Source organism: Bradyrhizobium sp. Ghvi, assembly GCF_900115265.1.
GTDB lineage: Bacteria > Pseudomonadota > Alphaproteobacteria > Rhizobiales > Xanthobacteraceae > Bradyrhizobium.
This window is the reverse complement of sequence record NZ_FOVU01000005.1, coordinates 512,614-537,965: the sequence shown is the minus strand read 5'-3', so window position 1 is coordinate 537,965 and position 25,352 is coordinate 512,614. Positions and strand designations below refer to the sequence as shown.

The 25,352-nt window shown below is 64.9% G+C and carries 21 protein-coding genes; 6 read left to right on the top strand and 15 right to left on the bottom strand.

Annotated features, from left to right (window positions below; genetic code table 11):
• Window positions 1-146 precede the first annotated feature (146 nt).
• The 13 genes from BM374_RS21750 to hpaR form a co-directional block, all read right to left on the bottom strand.
• Window positions 147-722: an HdeD family acid-resistance protein gene (locus BM374_RS21750; RefSeq protein ID WP_092296959.1), complete on the bottom strand. Its 576-nt coding sequence runs from the start codon at window positions 720-722 to the stop codon at window positions 147-149.
• A gap of 90 nt (window positions 723-812) precedes the next feature.
• The gene (locus BM374_RS21745) at window positions 813-2,336 is read right to left on the bottom strand and encodes an FAD-dependent oxidoreductase (RefSeq protein ID WP_092296233.1); all 1,524 of its coding nucleotides are present in this window, start codon (window positions 2,334-2,336) and stop codon (window positions 813-815) included.
• 26 nt (window positions 2,337-2,362) lie between these two features.
• Window positions 2,363-2,989 (bottom strand): GTP cyclohydrolase I FolE, encoded by a 627-nt coding sequence (folE, locus tag BM374_RS21740; RefSeq protein WP_092296229.1) that lies wholly within the window; start codon window positions 2,987-2,989, stop codon window positions 2,363-2,365.
• A 111-nt stretch (window positions 2,990-3,100) separates the two neighbouring features.
• Window positions 3,101-4,006: an alpha/beta fold hydrolase gene (locus BM374_RS21735; protein WP_092296226.1), complete on the bottom strand. Its 906-nt coding sequence runs from the start codon at window positions 4,004-4,006 to the stop codon at window positions 3,101-3,103.
• Between the two features lie 108 nt (window positions 4,007-4,114).
• Entirely contained in the window at window positions 4,115-4,942 is an 828-nt protein-coding gene (locus BM374_RS21730) for a metal-dependent phosphohydrolase (protein WP_092296223.1), read from the bottom strand.
• A 351-nt stretch (window positions 4,943-5,293) separates the two neighbouring features.
• Window positions 5,294-6,172, bottom strand: a complete 879-nt coding sequence (locus BM374_RS21725) for a transglutaminase family protein (RefSeq protein WP_092296220.1) — start codon at window positions 6,170-6,172, stop codon at window positions 5,294-5,296.
• A complete protein-coding gene (locus tag BM374_RS21720) occupies window positions 6,169-8,691 on the bottom strand; it encodes a circularly permuted type 2 ATP-grasp protein (RefSeq protein ID WP_092296217.1) in 2,523 nt (840 codons plus the stop codon). The genes BM374_RS21725 and BM374_RS21720 overlap by 4 nt, the downstream gene beginning before the upstream one ends.
• A 27-nt stretch (window positions 8,692-8,718) precedes the next feature.
• On the bottom strand, window positions 8,719-11,988 hold the full coding sequence (locus BM374_RS21715) for a transglutaminase family protein (RefSeq protein ID WP_092296214.1): 3,270 nt from the start codon (window positions 11,986-11,988) through the stop codon (window positions 8,719-8,721).
• A 274-nt stretch (window positions 11,989-12,262) separates the two neighbouring features.
• The gene (locus BM374_RS21710) at window positions 12,263-13,567 is read right to left on the bottom strand and encodes a methyl-accepting chemotaxis protein (RefSeq protein ID WP_177248446.1); all 1,305 of its coding nucleotides are present in this window, start codon (window positions 13,565-13,567) and stop codon (window positions 12,263-12,265) included.
• Window positions 13,545-14,063 (bottom strand): PAS domain-containing protein, encoded by a 519-nt coding sequence (locus tag BM374_RS21705; protein WP_092296956.1) that lies wholly within the window; start codon window positions 14,061-14,063, stop codon window positions 13,545-13,547. Before BM374_RS21705 ends, BM374_RS21710 begins: the two co-directional genes overlap by 23 nt.
• 243 nt (window positions 14,064-14,306) lie before the next feature.
• Window positions 14,307-15,830 (bottom strand): UxaA family hydrolase, encoded by a 1,524-nt coding sequence (locus BM374_RS21700; protein ID WP_092296208.1) that lies wholly within the window; start codon window positions 15,828-15,830, stop codon window positions 14,307-14,309.
• A 97-nt stretch (window positions 15,831-15,927) separates the two neighbouring features.
• Entirely contained in the window at window positions 15,928-16,704 is a 777-nt protein-coding gene (locus BM374_RS21695) for an HpcH/HpaI aldolase family protein (RefSeq protein ID WP_092296205.1), read from the bottom strand.
• Window positions 16,705-16,819: 115 nt separating this feature from the next.
• Window positions 16,820-17,338, bottom strand: a complete 519-nt coding sequence (hpaR, locus tag BM374_RS21690; protein ID WP_092296202.1) for a homoprotocatechuate degradation operon regulator HpaR — start codon at window positions 17,336-17,338, stop codon at window positions 16,820-16,822.
• Between the two features lie 124 nt (window positions 17,339-17,462).
• On the opposite strand from hpaR, the gene hpaH reads away from it, so the two are divergent.
• From hpaH to BM374_RS21660, 6 genes are all read left to right on the top strand, one after another.
• A complete protein-coding gene (gene hpaH, locus BM374_RS21685) occupies window positions 17,463-18,269 on the top strand; it encodes a 2-oxo-hept-4-ene-1,7-dioate hydratase (protein WP_092296199.1) in 807 nt (268 codons plus the stop codon).
• 32 nt (window positions 18,270-18,301) lie between these two features.
• The gene (locus BM374_RS21680) at window positions 18,302-18,700 is read left to right on the top strand and encodes a 5-carboxymethyl-2-hydroxymuconate Delta-isomerase (protein ID WP_092296196.1); all 399 of its coding nucleotides are present in this window, start codon (window positions 18,302-18,304) and stop codon (window positions 18,698-18,700) included.
• Entirely contained in the window at window positions 18,693-20,231 is a 1,539-nt protein-coding gene (hpaE, locus tag BM374_RS21675; protein ID WP_092296193.1) for a 5-carboxymethyl-2-hydroxymuconate semialdehyde dehydrogenase, read from the top strand. Before BM374_RS21680 ends, hpaE begins: the two co-directional genes overlap by 8 nt.
• Before the next feature lie 109 nt (window positions 20,232-20,340).
• Window positions 20,341-21,324 carry a 3,4-dihydroxyphenylacetate 2,3-dioxygenase gene (gene hpaD, locus BM374_RS21670; protein WP_092296190.1) on the top strand — a complete coding sequence of 328 codons (984 nt, stop codon included), beginning with the start codon at window positions 20,341-20,343 and terminating at the stop codon, window positions 21,322-21,324.
• Window positions 21,325-21,327: 3 nt separating this feature from the next.
• Window positions 21,328-22,197 (top strand): fumarylacetoacetate hydrolase family protein, encoded by an 870-nt coding sequence (locus tag BM374_RS21665; RefSeq protein ID WP_092296187.1) that lies wholly within the window; start codon window positions 21,328-21,330, stop codon window positions 22,195-22,197.
• A 26-nt stretch (window positions 22,198-22,223) separates the two neighbouring features.
• On the top strand, window positions 22,224-23,849 hold the full coding sequence (locus BM374_RS21660; RefSeq protein WP_092296183.1) for a thiamine pyrophosphate-dependent enzyme: 1,626 nt from the start codon (window positions 22,224-22,226) through the stop codon (window positions 23,847-23,849).
• A gap of 56 nt (window positions 23,850-23,905) precedes the next feature.
• Here the strand turns inward: BM374_RS21660 and alkB are convergent, their stop codons facing one another.
• Together alkB and BM374_RS21650 are read right to left on the bottom strand one after the other, a co-directional pair.
• Window positions 23,906-24,559, bottom strand: a complete 654-nt coding sequence (gene alkB / locus BM374_RS21655) for a DNA oxidative demethylase AlkB (RefSeq protein WP_092296180.1) — start codon at window positions 24,557-24,559, stop codon at window positions 23,906-23,908.
• Between the two features lie 9 nt (window positions 24,560-24,568).
• Complete coding sequence (locus BM374_RS21650) at window positions 24,569-25,315, bottom strand: 2OG-Fe(II) oxygenase (RefSeq protein WP_092296177.1); 747 nt, start codon at window positions 25,313-25,315, stop codon at window positions 24,569-24,571.
• Between the last annotated feature and the right edge of the window lie 37 nt (window positions 25,316-25,352).

Here is a 25,352-nt window from a genome sequence, read left to right as displayed (position 1 = left end):
CGATCCAGCCCGCGTACATCCGGCGAACCAATCGTCGAACCGGAGCCTAGCCGCGAATCTTGTACGGATGATGACGGAATCTGGCGCCGACAAAATGTCGCGGCGAGGTCGGAACCGGGTCAACAGATCTCGGCTGGGCGCTCCTGCTAGCCGCGCCGCTTTAAGGCGAGGCCGAGACTGATCCAGCCCGCGCCCGCCATGATAAGGTCGATGCCGAGGAAGAGGCCGAGGATGTAGACGCTGTTGATCGGCCAGCGCGCGACGATCAATAGACCGAGCAGCAGCGTGATGGCGCCCGACAACGCCACCCACACCCACGGGCTCTCGCGCTTCATGCTGAAAGCGAGAAACAGCCTGACGGCGCCGGAGGCGATCAGCGACACGCCGAGGAACAGCGTCAGCAAAACTGCCGCGAACAGCGGGTTGTCGAAGGTGAGAATGCCGGCGATGACATAGAGCGCGCCGAGCAGTACCCAGATCGTGAACTTGCCCCAGCTCTTCATCTGGAAGGCGCCGATGATCTCGGCGGCGCCGGCGACGATCATCATCGCGCCGACCACGATCACGCTCGCGACCGTCGCCATCACCACGCTGCCGAGCGCCACGAAGCCGGCGATGAGGTAGACGACGCCGAGGGCGACAATCCAGCCCCATTTGCCATGCAACGCTGCGATGCCGGAGCCGAGGCCGAGATGGGGAGAGGTATCCGAAGCAGACGTCATGACGCACCTCCTGCGGGTGATGCCCCGGAGCACATCCGCGCCGGGACCCAGCAACCACAGCAGCCCGGCGGCCGCCCGCATTGACGCAGATCAAGCGCGCGACCGCTCCATCTCGAGCTCGGCCTTGAGATTGTCGAGATCGCGATAAATCGAGGCGACCGCCAGGACCCGGCCGTCCTTGCGGTATTTCAGCAGGCAATCCCGATCCTTGATGCTGCCGTCGATGGCGATGTCGTCGAAGCTCTCGGCGTGGCCAACATAATTGATCGGCACGTCGTAATGCTGGCTCCAGAAGAACGGCACGGCATCGAAGCGCTCGCGTTTGCCGAGCATGTTGCGCGCCGCGGTCTGACCCTGTCGTTCGGCGACCACCCAGTGCTCGACGCGGATGGTTTGGCGCGAATGCGGGTCGGGCCAACGCGCGATGTCGCCGGCCGCGAAAATGCCGGCAATGCTGGTCTCCAGATATTCGCTAACGCTGACGCCGCGATCGGCTGCAAGCCCGGCCTGCTCGGCCAGCGCGAGGCGCGGCTTGACGCCGATGCCGACAACGACGAGATCGGCCTCGATCACGCTTCCGCTCTTCAGCGTCGCGCGCGTGCCGTCGAGCTTCTCGACGGTGTCCTTCAGATGAAAGATGACGCCGTTCTCTTCGTGCAGCGCGCGAACGAAATCGCCCATGTCGGGCCCGAGCAGCTTCTGCATCGGCCGCTCTTCCGGTGCGACCACATGCACCTCGAGCTCGCGCGCCCGCAGCGACGCCGCAACCTCGAGGCCAATGAAGCTCGCACCGATCACCAGCGCGCGCCTCGCGCTGCCGGCGGCCTTGATGATGGCGCGGCTGTCGGCGACCGAACGCAAGGTGTGGACATGCGGCTGGTCGGCGCCTGATATCTGGAGCTTTACGGGCTCTGCGCCGGTGGCGAGCAGCAGCCGGTCGAACGGCAGCTTGTCGCCATTGCCCAACGTGACACTGCGCGTCTTGGGATCGATCGCCGAGACGTTCGTGTTGAGCCGGAGATCGATGCCGGCGTCCTGATAATAGTCCTCGCCCCGCAACGGCAGCCAGTCCTCCGGCGCATTGCCGGCGAGATAGTCCTTGGAGAGATTTGGCCGGTCGACCGGCATCGCGCCGTCGCTGCTGAGCATGGTGATCGCACCGGCAAAGCCCTCGCGACGAAGTGTCTCGGCCGCCGCGAAACCGGCCGCACCGCCGCCGATGATGACGAATTTGTCCGGCGACGGAGCGCTGCGGTGCGCCGTTGAAGGCTTGGCGGCCTCGCGCTTACGCGCAACGATGATGCTGTCGCGATCACGCGTGACGTCCCACACAGCGAGCGCATTGAGCGCCGGCGGACGCGTCGCCTCGCCTGACCGCAAGGCGAAACAGGCGTGGTGCCAGGGGCAACGGATGGTGTCGCCGACCACGAGACCCTCGGCGAGCGGACCGTGATAATGGCTGCAAAGCGGCTCGATGGCAAAGACCTCGCTGCCGGCCTGCACCAGCAGAACGTCCTCCTCGCCGACGTGACCGAGCAACTTCCCGTCCTTGAAATCCGCGAGCACAACACCTTTGGTCAAGTCCGGCCCGCTTGGCTTCTTGTCCTCGGTCATGGTAGCGTCTCCTTCGCTGGCGCGGATCAATCGTCCGAGTTGGCCAGCCCCAACAATTCCTGGCGCGTCAGCGCATTGTCGCGGAATACGCCGAGCATGCGACTGGTGACGAGATCGGTCCCCGGCTTGTGGGCGCCGCGCGTCGTCATGCAGTGATGCGTCGCCTTGATGATGACGCCGACGCCTTCGGGTTTGAGCACATCGTTGATGGTGTTGGCGATCTGAGCGGTCATCTTCTCCTGGATCTGAAGGCGCTTGGCGTAGATGTCGACGACACGGGCGAGCTTGGAGATGCCGACGACGCGTCCCTGCGGGATATAGGCGACCCAGGCGCGTCCCACGATCGGGGCCATATGATGCTCGCAATGGCTTTCGAAGCGAACGCCCCGCAGGACGATCATCTCGTCGTAGCCTTCGATCTCCTCAAAGGTCTTTTGCAGGATTTCGGTCGGATCCTGCGCATAGCCGGAGAAATATTCTTCAAAAGCACGCGCGACGCGATCGGGCGTGTCCCGTAAGCCGTCGCGCGCGGGATCGTCGCCGGCCCAGCGGATCATGGTCCGGACCGCCTGCTCGACCTCGGCCCTCTCAGGCCGCTCGCTCGGCGCCTGCGCGACTGCGACACGTTCCAGCCTGCGCGCTTGTGACTTCATCGAAAACCTCCCCTGCAACGGGCCGCACACGGAAGCGGCCCCACAGCTTGGACGGCTGCGACTGAAAAAGGTTCCCGAGATCAGGAAAAATCGGAGGCCGGCCTTAGATCCTCATGGTGAGGCGCTGGATTCAGCCGCTTTTTGCACGTCGAGCACCGCCCGCGCCCATTCCGCCGGTCGCTCCTGCGGCAGATTATGACCGGCATCGGCGAAGACGCGCCGCTCGAACAAGCCTTCGAACTTGCTCGCGTGATGAGCCGTGTCGGGAATGACACCGTCGCTGTCGCCGTCGATCGCGATCGTCGGGACGCGGACCGGCGGCTGCGCAGCGAGCCTGGCCTCGATCGCGGCGTAGGCGGGATCGCCTTCGACCAGCGCGAAGCGATGGCGGTAGGAATGGATCACGACGTCGACGAAATCGGGGTTGTCGAACGAGGACGCGCTCCTTTCGAATGTCGCATCGTCGAAAGTCCATTTCGGCGACCACATCGTCCAGAGCTGACGGGCAAAGCCGCGGCGGTTGCGCTCCAGCGCACGGCGGCCGCGCTCGTTGTGGAAGAGATATTGATACCAGAGCGCCGCCTCCTGCGGCGGCGAGGCGGGCTCCATTGCGCGCGCGATGTTCTGGATGTTGTAGGAATTGCCGGACACGAGTCCGACCACGCGCTCGGGATACAGCACCGAGACCACGCAGGCCGCACGGCCGCCCCAATCATAACCGCCGACGACGGCGCGCGCGATGCCGAGCGCATCCATGAAGGCCAGGAGATCGGCGCCGAGCGCCGCCTGCTCGCCGGAGCGCAGCGTCGCCGGGGAGCGAAAGCGCGTCGGCCCGTAGCCGCGCAGCCATGGCACCAGCACCCGCGCACCGCCTTGCGCGATGAGAGGCGCGGCCTCGGCATAGGCGTTCACGTCGTAGGGAAAGCCGTGGCCTATGATGCAGGGCCAACCATCCGGCTCGCCATATTCGCGATAGGCAATGTCGAGGACATCGGTGGCCACTGTTTTTTGTTGCATGATGACTCACGACGTTGGGAGGCCGTAGCCGGGTGGCGCGCAGCGTAATCCGGGATTCGCGGAAGGAGGCCTCCCGTATTCCGCTTCACTGCTTGCGGGGCCATGGAGCTACTTCTGCGGCCCTGACAGCGAGATATCGCGCTCGGCGCGGAAGACGTTGCTGTAGAGGTTGGCGATCCACTGCCGGCCGATCTCGGTCTTGTTGAGATAGCCGATCTCGGTCTGGATGTGCGGTGCGACGCTGTTCCAGTAGAATTGTGGATAGCGGTTGACGATGTCGGCAGGCGAATCGTAGCCGAGTTGTCGGTTGATGCCGACCTCCTCGAACTCGTAATAGAGCGCATTGGCCTTGCGCAGATAGTTGGGATCGCCGAGCTGTCCGATGAAATCGGCGGCGCGCAGGATCGAGGCGTCCTCGTCATAATCCTGGCCTTCTCGGGCAGGAAAGCGTGTCCCCTCGATGGCACGGGAAATGCGTTCCGGATCGAGCCCAGGAATATGCCGCAGCCGCCGTGTCACATAGAGTTTCGATCGGTCGACGTGATACATCATCAGGCTCGCATCCGACGCGCCGCGCGGCAGCGAGATCTTGGTGTCGGCCGCATCGATCACGAATCCGTCGGCGTCATCCTCCTCGAACAGACCACGGACATAGCCGATATCATGGGCGAGGCAGGCGATCAGGACATGGACGTAGTCCGCAGCCGACAGATGCGCATGAAGACTTCGGCCACAGAGGATGGAATGGCCGGCCAGCGTCACCAGCATCGTATGCTCGATATTGTGGTAGAGCGCATCGCTATTGCCGATACATTCCATTGCGGTGCGGGTCGCGCTCTCGACGATACTTGCGGACGTTTCATCGTACCGGCGGCGCATGAACGTTCCCAGTAACTTCTCCAGGGATTCGGCCGCTAGTCTCGGTAACGTGATCATGGATGCAGCCCCGTCTGTCGGTGGTGTCCCACGCCAACTCCCGACGTCTCAATACTCGCCCTCGACGCAGGCTCAGCATAGCCCAATCTGGAGCGACTGGCCAAACTCGGGAGTAAAAATACGTAAATATGCTGCCGTGCGGTCCCCCGGCAGGATCACGGTTGGCCACGGTTCGGTACATTTTTGGGCTGGGCCGCGGCCCGGCCAATGGCCGACCGCAAAGGATCGATGACGGGGGCGTGAGCCATACGTTCCTCGCTCTCGGACCAGGACCTCTGCACCGCATTGCGGACAGGCGCGTCAATTCCCTCGCGGATGGCGATCGCGAATGACTCGCAACGACCTCCACCGTCACTCCACCAGCAGCACGTCCACGGCGACGCCGAGCTTCTGCTTCGGCGAGCCGACGATGACGCCGTCGATCGGCGAGACATCTGAGAAGTCGCGGCCGACCGCCAGCACGATGTGGTCGTTGGCGACCAGCAGGTCGTTGGTCGGATCGAAATCGATCCAGCCGAGCTCCGCCCCGCACCACAGTGATACCCAGGCATGGGTCGCGTCCGCGCCCTGCAAGCGCGGCTGGCCCGGCGGCGGAATGGTGCGCAAGTAACCGCTGACATAGGCCGCCGGCAGGCCAAGCCCGCGCAGCCCCGCGATCATGACATGGGCAAAATCCTGACAGACGCCGTGACGCTTGTCGAAGACCTCGTTCAGCGGCGTCGAGATCACCGTGGCCTTGGCGTCGTAGCGAAATTCGGTGCGGATGCGATGCATGAGATCGACCGCACCGGCGAGGATGCCCGCACCGGGCGCAAAGCTCGAAGCCGCGTAGGCGCTGACGGGACGCAGCACCGGCACCAGCGGACTCGCGAAGACATAGCCGACCGGCGAGGACGGCCCGAGGCTTGTCGCTTCAAACGCGATGTCGCGGATGCTCTCCCAGGACGGGCTGGCGACATCGCGCGCCGGCGGCTTCCGATCGACGGAGACGCGCGAGCGCGAGTCGATGCGCAAATTGCGATGCGCGGCGTCGATCACCACACTCTCGGTCAACGTGCCGAAGAAATCGCGGCGAACGTGGCGCTCGGACGGGCGGGGACGGATCTCGACCCTGTGCGAGATCAGCTCCTGACCATTGCCGTCCTTCGGCTCGAGTCGCAGCGTACAGCGAGCGAAGCTGACCGGGCTCTCATATTCGTAAGTCGTGACGTGCCTGATGTCGTAGATCACGCCAGCCCCGTCAGCTTTTCCGGCCGGCTGGCGTTGGGGCCGTGCGGGAAGTAGTGCAGCCCGATCACTTCGGCGAGGCTGAGCAAATCCTGCTCCAGCGCAAACAGCGTCTTGACCTCGAGCTTCTCGGCTTCGGCGGTCGCCAGCATCGCCTGCACCGCCACGGCGAGGCGCTGCGGCTTTTCGATCAGCCCGTGCTCCTTCAGGCTCGGGAGTGCCGCGATGTGCTCGTTCAAGGTCGCGACCTGGAACGCGACCGAACGCGGATTGTAGGGATCGAGCACCGCGAGATCCCGCACCGGCGCCAGGATCGGTGCCAGTAGATAGCGCGAGCGATAAGTGATCTGGGAATCCACCAGCGTCAGCAGGATATCGAGATCCTCGTCGCCGGCCTCGTCATATGCAAATTGACGGGCAAAACGCGTGGTGTTGATGGCGCGCTCGGTACGGCGGCCGATATCGAGGAAGCGCCAGCCGGCGGCGCGGTTCATGTTCTCCTGCGCAAGGCCCGCAAAGCTCGCAAGCTCCTGCAGGGTCAGCTCGGCCGCGCTCAGCACGCTGTCGTCGTCCTCGACCTGATAAGACAGGCGCTCGGCCATCTCGGTGATGACCTGCCAGGCATCGGGCGACAGCCGCTCGCGCAAGGAGGTCGCGGTGCGCAAGGCCGAGCGCACCAGCGACAGCGCCGAGCCGAAACGCGCCTCGCTCTGCAACGCTTCGGCAACGATGCGCGCCGGCGTCGCGCGCGAGGTCTGCGAAATTGCGCCCCAGGTTACCAGCAGGCGCTGGATCCGTTCGGCCGCTTGCAGCGAGGCGGCGGTGCCCTTGTTGGGTCCGCTCGGCGAGCCCAGAGCGCGCACGAGGCGCAGCGTCGCCTCGGCGCGTTCGAGATAGCGGCCGAGCCAGAACAGATTGTCGGCGGCGCGGCTCGGCAACACGCCAGCGATGCGGCGGATCCGCACCTTGTCGGTCGCCGGCAGCAGCGACGCGGTCGAGACCTTCTTGTCCGAGACCACCCAGACGTCGGCCGCACGGGCCCCGTCGCCCATCGACACGGCGCGCGCGTCCGGCTGCTCCGCGATCCGGCAGAAACCGCCGGGCATGATGGCCCAGCCGTCCGGCGTCGCGGCTGCGAACACGCGCAGCACGAAGGGGCGCGGCTTGAGCTGGCCTTGCTCCCACACCGGCATGGTTGAAAGCCGCACCACCTCCTGGCCGACATAATCCATGCCGCGCGCGCCGATGGCATCGACCAGGTGCTGACGCCCGGCCGCATCGAGTTCGCTCGCGAGCACCGGCCCCGTACTCTCGAAGCCCGGCACGCCGCGCTGATAGGCACCTTCGATCGCGACCTCGCCGAGCCGCGATAATACCTCATCGCGCGCAGATTTCTGGCCGCACCACCAGGTCGCGATGTGCGGCATCTTCAGCTCTTCGCCGAGCAGGCGGCGGCTGAGCGCCGGCAGGAAGCCGAGCAGCGCCCGCGCCTCCAAAACGCCCGAGCCCGGCATGTTGGCGACGACGACACCGTCCTTGCGCAGCACGTCGATCAGGCCGGGCACGCCGAGATGCGAGGACGCATCGAGCTCGAGCGGATCGAGCGAATTGGAATCGACGCGGCGCAGCAGCACGTCGAGCCGCTTCAGCCCGGCAACGGTGCGGATGTGGATCCGGTTGTCGCTGACGGCGAGATCGTCGCCCTCGACCAGGAGGAAGCCGAGATAGCGCGCCAGCGTCGCATGCTCGAAATAGGTCTCGCTGAAACTGCCGGGCGTGAGCACGCCGATGCGCGGCTCGTCGCGATCGGCGCGTGCGCGAAGCGAGTCGCGAAACGCCTCGAAGAACGGCGCAACGCGCGGCACGTTCATCGACTTGTAGAGATCGGAAAAGGCGCGCGAGAGCACGAGGCGATTCTCCAGCGCGTAGCCCGCGCCGGAAGGCGCCTGGGTGCGGTCGCCGAGCACCCACCAGCGGCCGTCGGGCCCGCGGCCGACATCGGCAGCATAGAGCGAGAGATAACGCCCGCCCGGCGGCGGCACGCCGCACACGGGCCGAAGATATTCCGGGCTGCCGGCAATCGCGCCGGCCGGCAGCGCGCCTTCCGCGACCAGCCGCCCCTCGCCGTAGATATCGCGCAGCACAAGCTCCAGGAGCTCGGCACGCTGGGTGATGCCGGCGCAAAGTTGCGTCCAGTCGGCCTCGTCGATCAGGAGCGGCAGGTGACTGAGCGACCAGGGCCGGTCGGCGCTGTCGCCCGGCGCGCGGTAGGTGACGCCGGCCTCACGGAGATGGCGGTCGGCCATGCCGAAGCGGCGCTCGACCTCGTCGGGCGCGAGCGCGCCGAAAGCATCGAAGAAGCGGCTCCAGACCGCGCGCGGAGCGCCGTCGGGCCCGAGGAACTCGTCGGGGATACCAGGCAGGCGGCGATAGTCGCGGACCCATTGCGCGAACCGGCGCTGGCCTTCACGCTGGCCTTGCGCTTGCCCCGCCCTGTCCTCTTCGGCTGCGCCCTCGCCCATGCGCCTCTCCCTGCCCCACCATCATACTCATTGCAGGAGCGGGGTCCGCAAGTCGAGGGTCAGCGGAAATTCACTTGTGCGTTCCTCGGGCGGCGGCCGCATCGGCCCCGGCGTATGGCCGTGGTCCTGGAAGCGTGCCAGCCGCCGCGCCTCGGCCTCGTAGGTGTTGACCGGCTTGGTATCGTAGTTGCGGCCGCCGGGATGGGCGACATGGTAGACGCAGCCGCCGAGCGAGCGGCCGTTCCAGGTGTCGATCAGGTCAAAGGTCAGCGGCGCGTGGACCGGGATGGTCGAGTGCAGGCCGGAGGCCGGCTGCCAGGCCTTGAAGCGGACGCCGGCCACGGCCTCGCCCGAGCGGCCGGTCGAAATCATCGGCAGGCGGCGGCCGTTGCAGCTGATGACGTGGCGGCCCTCGACAAAACCGTCCGCCTTGACCTGGAGCCGCTCGACCGAGCTATCGACATAGCGCACGGTGCCGCCGGCCGAGCCTTCTTCGCCGAGGACATGCCAGGGCTCCAGCGCCTGCCGCAATTCCAGCGTCACGCCGCCATGGTGGACACGGCCGAAGGCTGGGAAGCGGAATTCGAGCTGGGCCAGGTACCATTCGGGTTCGAACGGATAGCCGGAGTTCTTCAGCTCCGAGAGCACGTCCTGGAAATCTTCCCAGATGAAATGCGGCAACATGAAGCGATCATGCAGCGCGGTGCCCCAACGCACGAACTTGCCGTGTTGCGGCTCACGCCAGAACTTTGCGATCAGCGCGCGGATCAGGAGCTGCTGTGCCAGCGACATGCGTGGATCCGGCGGCATTTCAAGCGCACGGAACTCGACGAGACCGAGGCGGCCGGTGGGACCATCTGGCGAATAGAGCTTGTCGATGCAGATTTCGGCGCGATGGGTGTTGCCCGTGATGTCGACGAGCAGATGTCGGAACAGGCGATCCACCAGCCATAGCGGCGTCTGGTAACCCGGCGGCGGCACATGCGAGAGCGCGATCTCGAGTTCGTAGATGCTGTCGTGTCGGGCTTCGTCGATGCGCGGCGCCTGGCTGGTCGGACCGATGAAGAGGCCGGAGAAGAAGTAGGACAGCGAGGGATGCCGCTGCCAGTACAGCACCAGGCTCTTGAGCAGATCGGGCCGGCGCAGGAACGGCGAATCCTGCGGGTTCGAGCCGCCGATCACGACGTGATTGCCGCCGCCGGTGCCGGTGTGGCGGCCGTCGAGGAGGAAGCGGTTGGCGCCGAGTCGCACCTTGCCGGCGTCCTCATAGAGGCCGGTGGTGATCTCGACCGCATTGCGCCAGCTCTGCGCTGGCTGGATGTTGACCTCGATCACGCCAGGATCGGGCGTGACCTTGATGACCTCGATGCGCGGATCGAACGGCGGCGCGTAGCCTTCGACATGGACGGCAAGCTGCATCTCCTCGGCCGTCGCCTCGATCGCTGCGATCAGCTCGAGATAGTCCTCGATGCGCTCGACCGGCGGCATGAAGGCACAGATCACGCCGTCGCGCACCTCCACCGACATCGCGGTCCGGACCGGAATGGAGGTGTTCAGCTGCTCGGGCGCGACCCGCGGCGGCGCTTTCGGCCGCTCGGGGAGCGTGAACACCGGCAGCTTGTCACGCGCCTCCATCGGGTCCTGTTCGACGATGTAAGGGTATTGATTAGGTGGGACGTACCCGAGCGATCCGATCGGCAGGCGCAGGCCGAGCGGTGAATCGCCCGGCGACAGGAACAGATGACCGCGGCGAAGCTGCCAGCGCTCGCTGCGCCAGCGCGGCGGCGCATTCCAACGCTGCACCGGCAGCACGAATCCGCGCGGCGCGCGCAGGCCCTGATTGAACACCCGCGCCATGCGCGCGCGCGCCTCGGGATCGGACAATTGCGAATTGGAGGGATCGACGTTGATCGGAAGCTCGGCTTCCTTCTGCAGCCAGTAGACCGTATCCTCATAGGCCGGAATGATGTAGCCGGGATCGAGCCCGAGCCGCACCGCCGTGCCCTCCATGAAATCCTCGGCGTCCTCGGTCTGAGCACGTTTCGGACTCTCGACCTTTGCGATGAGATCCGCGTTCTTCCAGATCGGCACGCCGTCCTTGCGCCAGTACAAACCAAACGCCCAGCGCGGCAGGCTCTCGCCCGGATACCATTTGCCCTGGCCGTAATGCAAAAGGCCGCCCGGTGCGAAGCGCGTGCGCAGGCGGCGGATCAGATCGTCGCCGAGCGCCCGCTTGGTGGGGCCGACGGCTTCCGTATTCCACTCCGGCGCTTCGAGATCATCGACGGACACGAACGTCGGCTCGCCGCCCATGGTGAGGCGCACATCCTGCGCAGCGAGATCGCCGTCGACCTGCTCGCCGAGATCGTTCAGCCGTGTCCAGGAGTCATCGGAGAACGGTTTTGTGATGCGCGGCGCCTCTCGGATGCGCTTGACGCTCATGTCGAAGGCGAACTCGACCTCGGCAAAGCCGGCGCCGCCCGAGATCGGCGCGGCCGAGCGATAATGCGGCGTAGCGGCAACGGGGATGTGCCCCTCGCCCGCCAGCATGCCTGATGTCGCGTCGAACCCGATCCAGCCGGCGCCCGGCAGGTAGACTTCCGCCCAGGCGTGCAGATCGGTGAAATCGTTCTCGACCTCAGGCGGTCCCTCGATCGGATCGATGTCGGGGCGGATCTGGATCAGATAGCCCGAGACGAAGCGGGCGGCGAGACCGAGATGACGGAAGGTCTGGATCAACAGCCAGGCGGAATCGCGGCACGAGCCGGCGCAGGAGGTCAGCGTCTCCTCCGGCGTCTGGACGCCGGGCTCCATGCGGATGATGTAGCTGATCTTCTTCTGCAGCTCGCGATTGAGCTCGACCAGGAAGTTGACGGTATTCGGCGCTTCGCGTGGAATCGAGGCCAGATATTTTGCGAAGGCGGCGTCGGGCTTGATGGTCTCGAGATAGGGCGCCAGCTCGGTCTTGAGATCCCGGGGGTATTCGAACGGAAAGCTGTCGGCGTAGGGCTCGACGAAGAAGTCGAACGGATTGACCGTGGTCATCTGTGCCGTGAAGTCGACCTCGAACTTCAGCTCGGTGGTCTTCTCCGGAAAAACGTAGCGGGCGAGCCAGTTGCCTTGCGGGTCCTGCTGCCAGTTCACGAAGTGATTCGATGGCGTGACCTTGAGCGAGTAACTCAGGATCGGCGTTCGCGTATGCGGTGCCGGCCGCAGGCGGATGGTCTGCGGTCCGAGATCGATCGGGCGGTCGTATTTGTAATGCGTGACGTGGTGTAATGCGACGTAGATCGACACGGGGTACGGTGCTCCAGCAGCTTTTTTGAGCAGAACACCTGACGTCAGTGCGATCAAGCACTAACAACGGGCAGAGGGTGCCTAGGCAAGGTGCTGAGGGGATGCTTTCTTCCTTCTCCCCATATGGGAGAAAGTGGCGCGAAGCGCCGGATGAGGGGTTCTCTCCACTCGCGAGTCCGCTCGTGAGGGTAGAGACCCCTCACCCGGCTTCGCTTTCAGCGAAGCCACCCTCTCCCACAAGGGGAGAGGGTTACAGCATGCTCTTGAGCAAACCTCACGCCGCCGAGGTCAGCCGCTGCAAAAACTGCGCGACCTCGCGGCGGAGCGTCTCGACCTCGTTATGGACGCGCTCGGAGGCGCTGTTGACGCGGGCAGCGACACGGCCGGTGTCGGCGGCGGCTTCGCTGATCCCCGTGACGTTGGAGGACATCCGCGAGGTTCCGGCCGAGGCCTCATGGACGTTGCGTGCGATCTCACGCGTAGCGGAGCCTTGCTGCTCGATCGACGCTGCAATCGAAGCGGTGACGCCGTCAATCTCTGCGATGGTCTGCGCGATCGCCTCGACGGCCGCGACCGAATTGGTGGTCGACTGCTGCATCTCGCCGACCTTGGCGCTGATTTCCTCGGTCGCCTTGGCGGTCTGGTTGGCGAGGCTCTTGACCTCGGAGGCGACGACGGCGAAGCCGCGGCCCGCCTCACCCGCGCGCGCAGCCTCGATGGTGGCGTTGAGCGCCAGAAGGTTGGTCTGCGAGGCGATCTCGCTGATCAGCTTGACGACGTCGCCGATCCGCAATGCCGCGTCCGCAAGCGTGCGGATCTCGCTGCCGGCGCGGTTGGCTTCGTTCACGGCGCGGCCGGTGCTCGCGGTCGAGCCCGTCACCTGGCGGCCGATCTCGGCAATCGAGGATGCGAGTTGCTCCGCCGCGCTGGCGACAGACGCGACGTTGCGCGAGGCCTGATCGGAGGCGCTGAGCACGCCCGACGTCTGGCGGCTGGTCTTCTCGGCGGCGGCCGCCATCTGGCCGGCATCGGATTCGAGATCGGTCGCCGCGCCCATCAGCGAACCGGCAACCTGATCGAGATGTGTGCCGAACTGCTTGGCGAGATCGGCGATCTCCACCACCCGGTGGCCGAGGCTGTCGGTGCCGGAATTGATGACGAGGGCCGAACGGCGGAACGAGCCGGGCAGGCCGCGCGCGAGAATCTTGCGAAAATACTTGCCGCGGCTGGCGTAGTCCATCGACGCCGAGGCTTCGCGGACGAAGGCATCGGCGATGTCGAGCATGTCGTTGACCGATTTCTGCAGCGTGCCGATGCGTCCGGCCTGCCGCTCGCTCAGGATGCGCGCAACGAGATCGCCGTGCGCCGCCTTGCGGCATACCTCAGCTACCTCATCGATAGCGGCGGTGGTGCGCTGCTGGTTCCAGGCAGCAAAGCCGAGCAGCACGACGGTCGCGCCGAGCATTGCCGCAGCGGGGATTCCGCTCACGTCGAGAAGCGAGAGGGCGAACGCAACGACGACAAGGCCACACGCGAGCGTGGTCGCGCCTTGCGCCTTAGAGAGAGAGCACAAATTCATCGTAACCGACACCCTGCTGCTTCAAAAGTCCGACCATCGCCTCGAAGCTCGCATGCATGCCCTCCTTGGCATTGGCATGCCGCGCCTCTTCCTCGCACAAGGTCTTGTAGATCGGCTTGATGCGCTCGACCTGCTTCGGATCCGGCTTGCGACGGTTGGAGTGATAGCCGACGATATTGCCGCGCTCGTCGAAGGTCGGCGTGACGTGGGCGAACACCCAGTAGTGGCTGCCGTCCTTCGCCAGATTGACGACGTAGGCGAAAATCTCCTGCTTGGCCTGAAGCGTGTCCCAAAGCAGCTTGAAGACGGCGCGCGGCATGTCGGGATGGCGGATCAGGCTGTGGGGGGCACCCATCAGCTCTTTCCAGGAATACTTCGCCATCCGGAGGAAGACGTCGTTGGCGTAAGTGATGCGGCCCTTGAGATCGGTCTTCGACACGATCAGCTCCTCCTCACCAAGGAGATTTTCCACCCCCGCGGGACGTATCGCTTGCATCGTTCGATCCTCGGATTCAGGCCGGCTCGCACCGTTGCGCAGCCGCATCACTCCCGTGTCTAGGACAACAGTGTTAACCAGATGTAAGCCGGGGAACTTTTGATGGAGACGCCTGCCTCCGTATCATTACCTAGCGAAAGATCGTTGCAATTCGGATCATCACACGCGCCGCCGCGCGGTGCGCAAACACCGGTTTTTAGACCTCGTTTCAGTGCATTTGCGTGATCGGCGCACGCAACACGGCTACATCGTCGCGCCGAGCACCCAGGGCGCAAATTCGGCGCCGCCGAAATCGAAGCTCTCGCTCTTGGTGGGCTGGCCGGAGGCCGTCTTCAAAATAAGATCGAAGATGCGCTGGCCGCACTCCTGGACGCTCTCCTCGCCTTCGAGGATGGTGCCGCAATTGACGTCCATGTCCTCTTCCATGCGCTTGTACATCGGCGTGTTGGTGGCAAGCTTGATCGAGGGTGCCGGCTTGCAGCCGAACACGCTGCCGCGTCCCGTGGTGAAGCAGACGAGATTGGCACCGCCGGCGACCTGCCCGGTGGCTGCGACGGGGTCGTAGCCGGGCGTGTCCATGAAGACAAAGCCCTTCTTGGTGACGGGCTCGGCATAGCGCAGCACCTCGACGAGATTGGTGGTGCCCGCCTTCGCCATCGCACCGAGCGACTTCTCCAGGATGGTGGTGAGGCCGCCGGCCTTGTTGCCGGGGCTCGGATTGGCGTTCATCTCGGCGCCTTCGCGCGTCGTGTACTCATCCCACCAGCGCATCAGATCGACCAGTTTCTCGCCGACCTCGCGGCTGACGGCGCGCCGTGTCAAGAGATGCTCGGCGCCGTAGGTCTCAGGCGTCTCCGACAGGATCACGGTGCCGCCGTGACGCACGATTAGATCGCTGGCCGCGCCCAGCGCCGGATTGGCCGACACGCCGGAATAGCCGTCCGAACCGCCGCATTGCAGCGCCACGGTGAGCTCGCTCGCCGGCACGGTTTCGCGCTTGACCTTGTCGGCATCAGTGAGTGCCTCGCGCACGAAGGCGATGCCGGCCTCCACCGTCTTGCGGGTGCCGCCGACCTCCTGGATGTCCATCGCGCGGAGGCGGCCGGCGAGCTTCTGCTCTTCCATGAGGCCGCCGATCTGGTTCACCTCGCAGCCGAGGCCGAGCACGATGACGTGGGAGAAATTGACGTGCCGCGCGTAGCCCCCGAGCGTGCGGCGGAGCAACGCCAGCGGCTCGTTCTGCGTCATGCCGCATCCGGTCTTGTGGGTCAGCGCGACCACGCCGTCGACATTGGGGAAATCGGCCAGCGGATTGTCGCCGGTGAAAGGATTCTTCTTGAAGACATCGGCGACGAGGCTTGCGACATGCGCGCTGCAATTCACCGAGGTGAGGATGCCGATATAGTTGCGCGTGGCGACGCGGCCATCGGGGCGGCGGATGCCTTCGAAAGTCGCCGGCAGATCGAAATTCGGCGTCGGTTTGACGTCGGCGCAATAGGCATAGTCCTTGGCGAAATCGCCCATGCCGCAATTCTGCACGTGCACGTGCTGGCCCGGCGCGATGGCCTGGGTTGCAAAGCCGATGATCTGGCCATAGCGGATCACAGGCTCGCCCACGGCGATCGGCCTGATCGCGACCTTGTGGCCGGAGGGAATGCGCTCGACCGTGGTCACGCCGTCGGCGACGACCGTCCCCGGCGGCAGGCTCGCGCGCGCGATCAGCACGCCATCATCGGGATGCAGGCGGATGACGGGACTGATGGTCATGTGAATCTCCTTCGGAGGCGAGTAGCGAATAGGGAGTGGCGAATGGAAAAGGGGAGTAGCCCATTCGCTACTCCCCACTCGCCATTCGCGGGACCTGTCAGGCCTTGCCGGCCGAATCCTTGCGGGTCGCATTGACCTGCATCTTGGCATAAGTCGTCATCAGGCCGACCTCGTTCGAGAGCGTCACGAGCTTGAATCCCATGTTGATGGCGCGCACGGCGCCTTCGGCGCCGCTGCAATGGATGCCCGGGTTGAGGCCGCGCTTGCCGCATTCCTTGATGATCTTCTCGTAGATCGCAAGGATCTCGGGCTCGGAGCGGTCGAGCTTCGGCTCGAGACCGTAGGAGAAGCCGAGGTCGGACGGACCGATATAGACGCCGTCAATGCCCTCGACGTCGAGAATTGCCTCCATGTTCTCGACCGCCGTCTTGGTCTCCATCATCGGCAGCAGGATGGTGTCGGCATTCGCGGTCTTCTGATAGGAGCCCGCGGTACCATACATGCCGGCGCGAATCGGGCCGTTGGAGCGGACGCCCTGCGGCGGGTATTTGGAATAGGAGACCAGGTTCCTGGCTTCCTGTGGCGTGTTGACCATCGGGCAGATCACGCCGTAGGCGCCGCCGTCGAGCACCTTGCCAATGATGCCGGGCTCGTTCCAGGGCACGCGGACCATCGGGGTGACCGGATGCTTGTCCATGGCCTGGAAGCACTGCACCATCGACAGATAATCCTGCACGCCGTGCTGCATGTCGACCGTGACGCTGTCGAAGCCGCATTGCGCGATCATCTCAGCCGAGAAGCCGGAGGGAATAGCAAGCCACGCGTTGACTACGGCTTTGCCCGACTTCCAGATTTCCTTGACCTTGTTCGCCACGTTGCCTTTCCTTCCCTGTTGCTTTCACTCGCCGCGGATTGGGTTGGGCTGCACTTTGAGCGAAAAAAAGCGTCAATGTCCATGGCTCTCGCCGCGCACGCACGCATATCTGGGGTCACTCCTCCGCGCGTGTATCATCCGCGCTTCCGAGCCCGGCGAGGGTGTGTTCGAGCTCGCCTAGCATCTGCTGCAATTCGGCGAGCTTGCGCGCGCCGAAGCGCCGCGTGATCTCGGCATAGATGGCCTCCGATGTCGGCGCCACGGAGGCCATCAGTTTCACCCCGTCTTTCGAGATCGAAACCATGCTGCGGCGCTGGTCCGCCTTCGCTGTCTTGCGCTCGATCAGATTGCGTGCCTCCAGATCGCGCAGGATGCGCGACAGGCTGGGCCCGAGCAGAAAGGCCGTGCGCGCGAGTTCCGTAACCTCGGCGCCCTCGAGGGCGGCAAGCGCGCGCAGGATGCGCCATTGCTGCTCGGTCAACCCATGCTGGCGCAGCGATGGGCGAAATTGCCGCATCACCGCCTCACGTGCCCGCAGCAGCGACATCGGCAGCGAGCGCGAGAAGTCGCGCATCGGCACCTGGTGTGCGGCGGGCGTATTACCATTGGTGGAATCAGCCGGTCTCTTCGCCATATCGCCCCTTCAAAGCCGCGCTTCAGACCGCAAAACGTTTGCAGTGCAGCATACCCGAATTGTGTTTGACGCATTCACTTAACATGTTAAGCATCTTCGGGCACCACGTTTCGCGTGATCATAGATGGCGCTTTCCGAGGACGATATCCAAGCCTGCGCGAGCCGCCTGCACCAGGCGGAGAAGACCCGCGTGCAGATCCGGCAGCTCTCGCAGGATTTCCCTGACATCAGCGTTGCCGATGCCTACGCGATTCAAAAGGCCTGGGTCGACGTCAAGATCGCCGAAGGGCGCGCGGTCAAAGGCCACAAAATCGGCCTGACCTCCAAGGCGATGCAGAGCGCGCTCGATATCGACGAGCCTGACTCCGGCGTTCTGCTCGACGACATGTTCTTTGCCGACGGCGGGATCATTCCCACCGAGCGCTTCATCGCGACGCGCGTCGAGGCCGAGCTTGCCTTCGTCATGAGCAAGCGGCTGTCGGGGCCCGGCTGCACGATGTTCGACGTGCTCAACGCCACCGACTTCGTCGTGCCGGCGCTGGAGATCCTGGACACCCGGATCGAACGCCTCGATCCCTTGACCAAGGCCACGCGGAAGATCTTCGACACCATCGCCGACAACGCCGCGAATGCCGGCATCGTGCTCGGTGGAAGACCGATCCGGCCATTGGATGCCGACCTGCGCTGGATCGGTGCGCTCTGCTTCAGGAACGGTCAGCTCGAGGAGACCGGCCTTGCCGCCGGCGTGCTCAATCATCCCGCCACTGCGGTCGCCTGGCTCGCCAACAAGATCGCGCCGCTCGGCCTTGCGCTCGAACCGGGACAGGTCGTCCTCGCCGGCTCCTTCATCCGTCCGATCGAGACCCGCAGGGGCGACACAATTCAAGCCGACTATGGCCCCTACGGCTCGGTCAGCTGCTACTTCGCGTAAAGCAGCGAGAATAGACAGGGAGCGAAACCGCGATGCCGCATTTCACGATCGAATATTCGGCCAATCTCGATGGCCGGCTCGACATCGCAGCGGTGTGCGAGGTCGTGCGCAAGGCCGCGGTCGAGACCGGCATCTTCCCGCTCGGCGGCATTCGCGTTCGCGCCGTCAGATGCGAGCATTATGCGATCGCGGACGCGCGGCAGGACTACGGTTTCCTCGACATGGTGCTGCGCATCGGTGAAGGCCGCGACCTTCCCACCCGCCAGAAGGCCGGCGAGCACGTGTTCCGGGCGCTCTCAAAGCATCTCGATCCCGTCTTCGCCGCAAGCAAGTTCGCACTGTCGTTCGACGTGCAGATCAACGACAAGGACACCAGCTGGAAGCGCAACAACATCCACGATGCCCTGAGAGTGGAAGCCACCCATGGATAAGCCCATACCAAAAGCCGATGTGTTCCAGGCCAATCGCGAGCGTGTTGCGCCGCTGCTGAAGACGCTACGCGCGGACGGCATCGGTCACATGATCGACGGCAAGGTCGTCCCCTCGATCTCAGGAGAGACCTTCGAGACGAAGTCGCCCGTCGATGGCGCGGTGCTCGCAAGCGTCGCTCGCGGCAATGCCGAGGACATCGACCGCGCCGCGACCGCGGCTGCGCTTGCCTTCAAATCCTGGCGCGACATGGGTCCGGCGATGCGGAAGAAGCTGCTGCATCGCGTCGCCGACGCGATCGAGGACAATGCCGACGACATCGCGGTGCTCGAATGCATCGACACCGGCCAGGCCTATCGCTTCATGGCCAAGGCAGCGATCCGCGCCGCCGAGAATTTCCGCTTCTTCGCCGACAAATGCGCCGAGGCGCGCGACGGTCTCAACACGCCGAGCGACGAGCACTGGAATATCTCGACCCGCGTGCCGATCGGCCCGGTCGGCGTGATCACGCCGTGGAACACGCCGTTCATGCTCTCGACCTGGAAGATTGCTCCTGCGCTGGCCGCCGGCTGCACCGTCGTGCACAAGCCGGCGGAATGGTCGCCGGTGACGGCGTCCATTCTGGCAAAGCTCGTCAAGGACGCCGGCGTCCCCGACGGCGTGCTCAACACCGTGCACGGGTTCGGCGAAGAGGCCGGCAGGGCGCTGACCGAGCATCCCGCGATCAAGGCGATCGGCTTCGTCGGCGAGAGCGCGACGGGCTCGGCCATCATGGTCCAGGGCGCGCCGACCTTGAAGCGCGTGCATTTCGAGCTCGGCGGCAAGAACCCTGTCATCGTGTTCGACGATGCCGATCTCGACCGCGCGCTCGATGCCGTCGTGTTCATGATCTACTCGCTCAATGGCGAGCGCTGCACCTCGTCCAGCCGCCTGCTGGTCCAGCAGAACATCGCGGGGACATTCGTGGAGAAGCTGACTGCGCGCGTGAAGGCGCTCAGGATCGGCCATCCCCTCGATCCCGCCACCGAAATCGGGCCGCTGATTCACGAGCGGCACCTGGCAAAGGTCTGCTCCTATTTCGATGTCGCGCGGCAGGATGGCGCCACGATCGCGGTGGGCGGCAGGGCCTATGACGGTCCGGGCGGCGGACATTATGTCGAGCCGACGCTGGTGACCGGGGCGCATGGCAAGATGCGCGTGGCGCAGGAAGAGGTGTTCGGCCCGTTCCTCACCGTGCTGCCCTTCAAGGACGAAGCAGACGCGATCGAGATCGCCAACGACATCCGCTATGGCCTCACCGGCTATGTCTGGACCAACGATGTCGGCCGCGCCCTGCGCGTCGCCGATGCGCTGGACGCCGGCATGATCTGGCTGAACTCCGAGAACGTGCGCCATCTGCCGACACCGTTCGGCGGCATGAAGGCCTCCGGCATCGGCCGCGACGGCGGCGATTACTCCTTCGACTTCTACATGGAAACCAAGCACGTCTCGCTGGCGCGGGGCACGCACAAGATCCAGAAACTGGGGATTTAGAAGCCACCGTCGTTTCGGGGCGGCGCGCGAAGCGTCCAACCCGGAACCTCGAGATTCCGGGTTCGGCTCTTCGAGCCGCCCCGGAATGACAGAACCGAGGGGAAACGCAATGCCCGTACCGCAACACACCTTCGAGCCGCCGTTCAACATCATTCGCTCCAGCCACGTCGTGCTCGACGTGACCGACCTGAAGCTGAGCCGCGAGTTCTACGAGACCACTGTCGGCTTGCATGTCGAGGACGCCGAAGACAAGGTCGTTTACCTGCGCGCAGCCGAGGAGCATCAGCATCACTCGCTGGTGCTGCGCAAAGCGGCCGTGCCGGCCTGCGCCCGACTGGGCTTCAAAGTCGGCAATGACGCCGATCTCGACAAGGCCGCAAAGTTTCTGTCCGAGAACGGCCTCGCTTACGCGTTTGCTGATCAACCGTTCCAGGGCCGCACGCTGCAGTTCACCGATCCCTTCGGCTTCCAGATCGAGCTCTATGCGTCGATGGAGCGACGCCCGCATCTCCTCCGCCGCTACGACCTCTACCGCGGATGCCACCCGCAGCGGCTCGACCATTTCAACGTCTTCGCCGCGGAAGTGCAAGACACGGTCGAGTTCTACGCCCGGCTCGGCTTCCGCCTCACCGAATACGCCGAGGAGGACGGACCGAACGGGCGCATTGCCGCCGCCTGGATGCACCGCAAGGGCAATGTCCACGATTTTGCGATCACCAACGGCAAGGGCCCTCGCCTGCACCACTTCGCCTACTGGACGCCGACGGCGATGAACATCATCCATCTCTGCGACGTCATGGCTTCGCAGGGCTTGGTGAAGAACATCGAGCGCGGGCCCGGGCGCCACGGCATCTCGAACGCGTTCTTCCTCTATGTGCGCGATCCCGATGGGCACCGCCTCGAGCTCTATACCAGCGACTATTTCACCGGAGATCACGACCACGAGCCGCTGCGCTGGTCGCTGCGCGATCCGCGCCGCCAAACATTGTGGGGCGCGCCCGCGCCGCGCTCCTGGTTCGAGCAAGGCTCGCCCTTCACGGGCCAACCCGTGCGCGAGCCGAAATTCGTCGCCGACGTGCTGGTAGCGGATTAAGGCATGAAGCTCCCTCGCCTCGCCACCTATTCCGTCAAGGGTGATATCCGCTACGGCGCCGTCCTGGAGGGCGGCATCGTCGATCTCTCGGCGCGCTACGCAAAAGACTATCCGACGCTGCGCGAGGTGATCGCCGCCGGAAAGCTGGTGAGCTTCGCCGAGGAGGCCGCCAGTCGCACGCCGGTTTACGCGCTCGGCGAGGTCACCTGGCTGCCGCCGGTACCGGCGCCGGAGAAGATCATCTGCATCGGCGTCAACTACCCTGATCGGAATGCCGAGTACAAGGACGGCCAGGACGCGCCGAAATATCCGAGCATGTTCATGCGCTCACCCCGGTCCTTCGTCGGCCACGACACGCCGCTGGTGCGCCCCCGCGCATCCGCGCAGCTCGACTATGAAGGCGAGATCGCGCTGGTGATCGGCAAGTCCGGCCGGCACATTGCCGAAAGCGCCGCGCTCGAACACGTCGCCGCACTCACGCTTTGCAACGAAGGCTCCGTGCGTGACTGGCTGCGGCACGCCAAGTTCAACGTCACCCAAGGCAAGAACTTCGATTCCAGCGGCAGCCTCGGTCCGTGGCTCGTGCCCTACACAAGGGAAGCGCAGATCGCAGACATCAGGCTGACCACGCATGTCAATGGCGAGCTACGGCAGGACGACCGTACCAGCCGGCTGATGTTTCCATTCCGCTATCTCATCAGCTATATCTCGACCTTCGCAACGCTCGTGCCCGGCGACATCATCGTCACGGGCACGCCGACCGGCGCCGGTGCGCGGTTCGACCCGCCGCGCTATTTGAAGCCTGGTGATGTGATCGAGGTCGCGGCCGAGGGCATCGGCACGTTGCGCAACGGCGTCGTCGACGAAGCCTGAAACATCTATTGAACTGGAATAGTGCAATGACCACCCTCACTGGCGGCGAAGCGATCGTAAGCGGCCTCGTCGCCCATGGTGTCGACACCGTGTTCGGCCTGCCCGGCGCGCAGGTCTATGGCCTGTTCGACGCCTTCCATCAGGCGCAGCTCAAGGTGATCGGCGCGCGGCATGAGCAGGCCTGCGGCTACATGGCGTTCGGCTATGCGCGCTCCAGCGGCAGGCCCGGCGTGTTCAGCGTGGTGCCCGGCCCGGGCGTGCTCAACGCCAGCGCGGCGCTGCTCACTGCGTTCGGCTGCAACGAGCCGGTGCTGTGCGTCACCGGGCAGGTGCCGACGCAGTTTCTGGGCAAAGGTCGCGGCCATCTGCACGAAATGCCGGACCAGCTCGCCACCTTGCGCACCTATGTGAAATGGGCCGACCGCATCGAATATCCCGGCAACGCGCCGACGACCGTGGCGCGCGCCTTCCAGGAAATGACGTCAGGCCGGCGCGGACCCGCCTCGGTCGAAATGCCGTGGGACGTTTTCACCCAACGCGGCGACACCGCCGCGGCGCAGGTGCTGGAGCCTCTGCCTGCGCCACAGCCCGACCCTGACATGATCAAGCAGGCGGCTGCGCTCATCAAAAGCAGCAAGGCCCCGATGATCTTCGTCGGCAGCGGCGCGATCGAGGCGCGCGAGGAGATCCTCGAGCTCGCCGAGATGATCGACGCGCCTGTCGTCGCCTTCCGCAGCGGCCGCGGCATCGTCTCCAATGCGCACGAGCTCGGCCTCACCATGGCCGCCGCCTACAAGCTGTGGGCCAAGACCGACCTGATGATCGGGATCGGCACGCGACTGGAATTGCCGACGATGTCACGCTGGCCTTACCAGCCCGATGGCCTCAAGAGCATCCGCATCGACATCGATCCGGTCGAGATGCGCCGCTATCCGTCCAACACGGCAATCGTCGCCGATGCCAAGGCCGCAACCGCCGATCTCGCTGCCGCCGTGCGCAAGGCCGGCTACAGCAAGACCGCGGGCCGCCGTGCTGCGATCCGCGAAGCGACCGCGACTGCGCTGGCGGAGATCCAGCGTATCCAGCCGCAGATGGCGTACCTGAACATCCTGCGTGAAGTGCTGCCGGCCAATGCGATCGTGACCGACGAGCTGTCGCAGTTCGGCTTCGCCTCCTGGTACGGCTTTCCGATCTACCAGCCGCGCACCTTCATCACCTCGGGCTATCAGGGCACGCTCGGCTCGGGCTTCCCGACCGCGCTCGGTGCCAAAGTCGCCAATCCCGACACGCCCGTGGTGGCGATCACCGGCGACGGCGGCTTCATGTTCGGCGTGCAGGAGCTTGCGACCGCCGTGCAATTCAACATCGGCGTGGTGACGCTGGTGTTCAACAACAATGCATACGGCAATGTCCGCCGCGACCAGCGCGAGCGGTTTGAAGGCCGGGTCGTGGCGTCGGATCTGGTCAATCCTGATTTCGTCAAGCTGGCGGAGTCCTTTGGCGTTGCGGCGGCGCGCGTGACTGCACCCGATCAATTCAAGGCCGCGATGGAGAAGGCGCTGGCGCATGGCGGGCCGTATCTGATCTCGGTGGAGGTGACCAGGGATTCGGAAGTCAGCCCCTGGGCGTTCATTCATCCGCCGAAGCCGTAAACGACGCATCGTCATTTCCGGGACTCTTCCCTTCTCCCCTTGTGGGAGAAGGAACATCAGCGCGTCCTGCGAAACGTCAGATTGATCCTGATGCGCCCCAGCAGCGGATGCTCGCCATCGGCGAGCGGCGCAACGCCGTGATAAGCAAGCCTGGACGGGCCGCCCCAGACCACGACGTCGCCATGGACCAGCCGAAAACGGCGCGGCTTGTCGCTGCGTACGAGGCCACCGAACAGAAAGGTCGCGGGCAGACCGAGCGAGACCGAGACGATCGGCGCAGAAAAATCCAGCTCGTCCTTGTCCTGGTGCAGCGACAGCCGCGTGCCGGGCTCGTAGCGATTGACGAGACAGGCATCGGGCGCGAAGCCGGCGAAGCCGTCCTGCTCCGCCGCCCGGCGGGCGAGATCGTGGAACACCGGCGGCATCGCCGGCCATGGTGCGCCGGTGCGCGGATCGACGGGATCATAACGGTAGCCGGTGTGATCGGTGATCCAGCCGCGCTCGCCGCAATTGGTCATCGCCACCGACATCTGGTAGCCGCCTGGCGTCGTCATGCGCCGGAACGGCGACTGCGCGACAATCGCGCGTACGGCTTCGATAAGCTCGCTCTCGATCGGCTTGACGAAGCCGCGCAGCAGCACGGCGCCATCGGCCATCTCCTCGCGCGACGGCTGCGCCTCGGCAACGTTGTCGAACAAATCAGCCGTCACCAGGAACTCTCATTTGGCATCGTGAAAGATCACACCGAGCGTGTGGCGCCGGCCGGACCTGATACGGCTGACGCCGTGGCGGAGATTAACGCGATAGGTGCCGCGTGTCCCCTGCACCGGGCGATGATGCACGGCAAAGGCGACTGCGTCACCTTGCATCAGCGGCACGACCTCGGCACGCGATTGCATGCGCGGGCGCTGTTCGGTCAGCACGAACTCGCCGCCGCTGAAGTCGCGCCCCGGCTCTGACAGCAGGATCGCGACCTGAAGCGGGAACACGTGCTCGCCATAGAGATCCTGATGCAGGCAATTGTAGTCGCCCGCTTCATATTGCAGCAGCAACGGCGTCGGTCGCGCCTGACCTGCCGCATGGCAACGCTTCAGGAATGCCGCGTGCGCTGCGGGATAGCGGACGTCGATTCCCATCTCCTCATTCCAGCGGTTAGCGACGCCCTGAAGGTGCGCATAGAGCGCCGGGCGCAACTCGGGGATCAGACCGGGCAACGGATAGGAGAAATATTTGTATTCGCCGCGGCCAAAGCCGTGGCGATCCATGACGATACGGCTGCGGAAGTGCGCGTCGTCAGGATAGAGCGCGGCGATGGCGCAGCACTGCTCGGGCGTGAGCAGGCTCTCGAGGACGGCACAACCTTGGGAGTCGAGTTCGGCGGTGATTTGGGGCCAGTCGAGGGTGTCGACGTGGGTGACGAGGTCGGCTTCAGAATTGGGTCCAGCAATACGTTTGGCAACGGCCATGGCGATGTCCTATCCGCTTCCGTCATTCCGGGGCGCG

Excerpts from the sequence above, each read along its gene's own strand:
- BM374_RS21750 (WP_092296959.1), bottom strand. The coding sequence starts at position 722 with ATGACGTCTGCTTCGGATACCTCTCCCCATCTCGGCCTCGGCTCCGGC.
- BM374_RS21745 (WP_092296233.1), bottom strand. The coding sequence starts at position 2,336 with ATGACCGAGGACAAGAAGCCAAGCGGGCCGGACTTGACCAAAGGTGTT.
- folE (WP_092296229.1), bottom strand. The coding sequence starts at position 2,989 with ATGAAGTCACAAGCGCGCAGGCTGGAACGTGTCGCAGTCGCGCAGGCG.
- BM374_RS21735 (WP_092296226.1), bottom strand. The coding sequence starts at position 4,006 with ATGCAACAAAAAACAGTGGCCACCGATGTCCTCGACATTGCCTATCGC.
- BM374_RS21730 (WP_092296223.1), bottom strand. The coding sequence starts at position 4,942 with ATGATCACGTTACCGAGACTAGCGGCCGAATCCCTGGAGAAGTTACTG.
- BM374_RS21720 (WP_092296217.1), bottom strand. The coding sequence starts at position 8,691 with ATGGGCGAGGGCGCAGCCGAAGAGGACAGGGCGGGGCAAGCGCAAGGC.
- BM374_RS21710 (WP_177248446.1), bottom strand. The coding sequence starts at position 13,567 with ATGAATTTGTGCTCTCTCTCTAAGGCGCAAGGCGCGACCACGCTCGCG.
- BM374_RS21705 (WP_092296956.1), bottom strand. The coding sequence starts at position 14,063 with ATGCAAGCGATACGTCCCGCGGGGGTGGAAAATCTCCTTGGTGAGGAG.
- BM374_RS21700 (WP_092296208.1), bottom strand. The coding sequence starts at position 15,830 with ATGACCATCAGTCCCGTCATCCGCCTGCATCCCGATGATGGCGTGCTG.
- hpaR (WP_092296202.1), bottom strand. The coding sequence starts at position 17,338 with ATGGCGAAGAGACCGGCTGATTCCACCAATGGTAATACGCCCGCCGCA.
- hpaH (WP_092296199.1), top strand. The coding sequence starts at position 17,463 with ATGGCGCTTTCCGAGGACGATATCCAAGCCTGCGCGAGCCGCCTGCAC.
- BM374_RS21680 (WP_092296196.1), top strand. The coding sequence starts at position 18,302 with ATGCCGCATTTCACGATCGAATATTCGGCCAATCTCGATGGCCGGCTC.
- hpaE (WP_092296193.1), top strand. The coding sequence starts at position 18,693 with ATGGATAAGCCCATACCAAAAGCCGATGTGTTCCAGGCCAATCGCGAG.
- hpaD (WP_092296190.1), top strand. The coding sequence starts at position 20,341 with ATGCCCGTACCGCAACACACCTTCGAGCCGCCGTTCAACATCATTCGC.
- BM374_RS21665 (WP_092296187.1), top strand. The coding sequence starts at position 21,328 with ATGAAGCTCCCTCGCCTCGCCACCTATTCCGTCAAGGGTGATATCCGC.
- BM374_RS21660 (WP_092296183.1), top strand. The coding sequence starts at position 22,224 with ATGACCACCCTCACTGGCGGCGAAGCGATCGTAAGCGGCCTCGTCGCC.
- BM374_RS21650 (WP_092296177.1), bottom strand. The coding sequence starts at position 25,315 with ATGGCCGTTGCCAAACGTATTGCTGGACCCAATTCTGAAGCCGACCTC.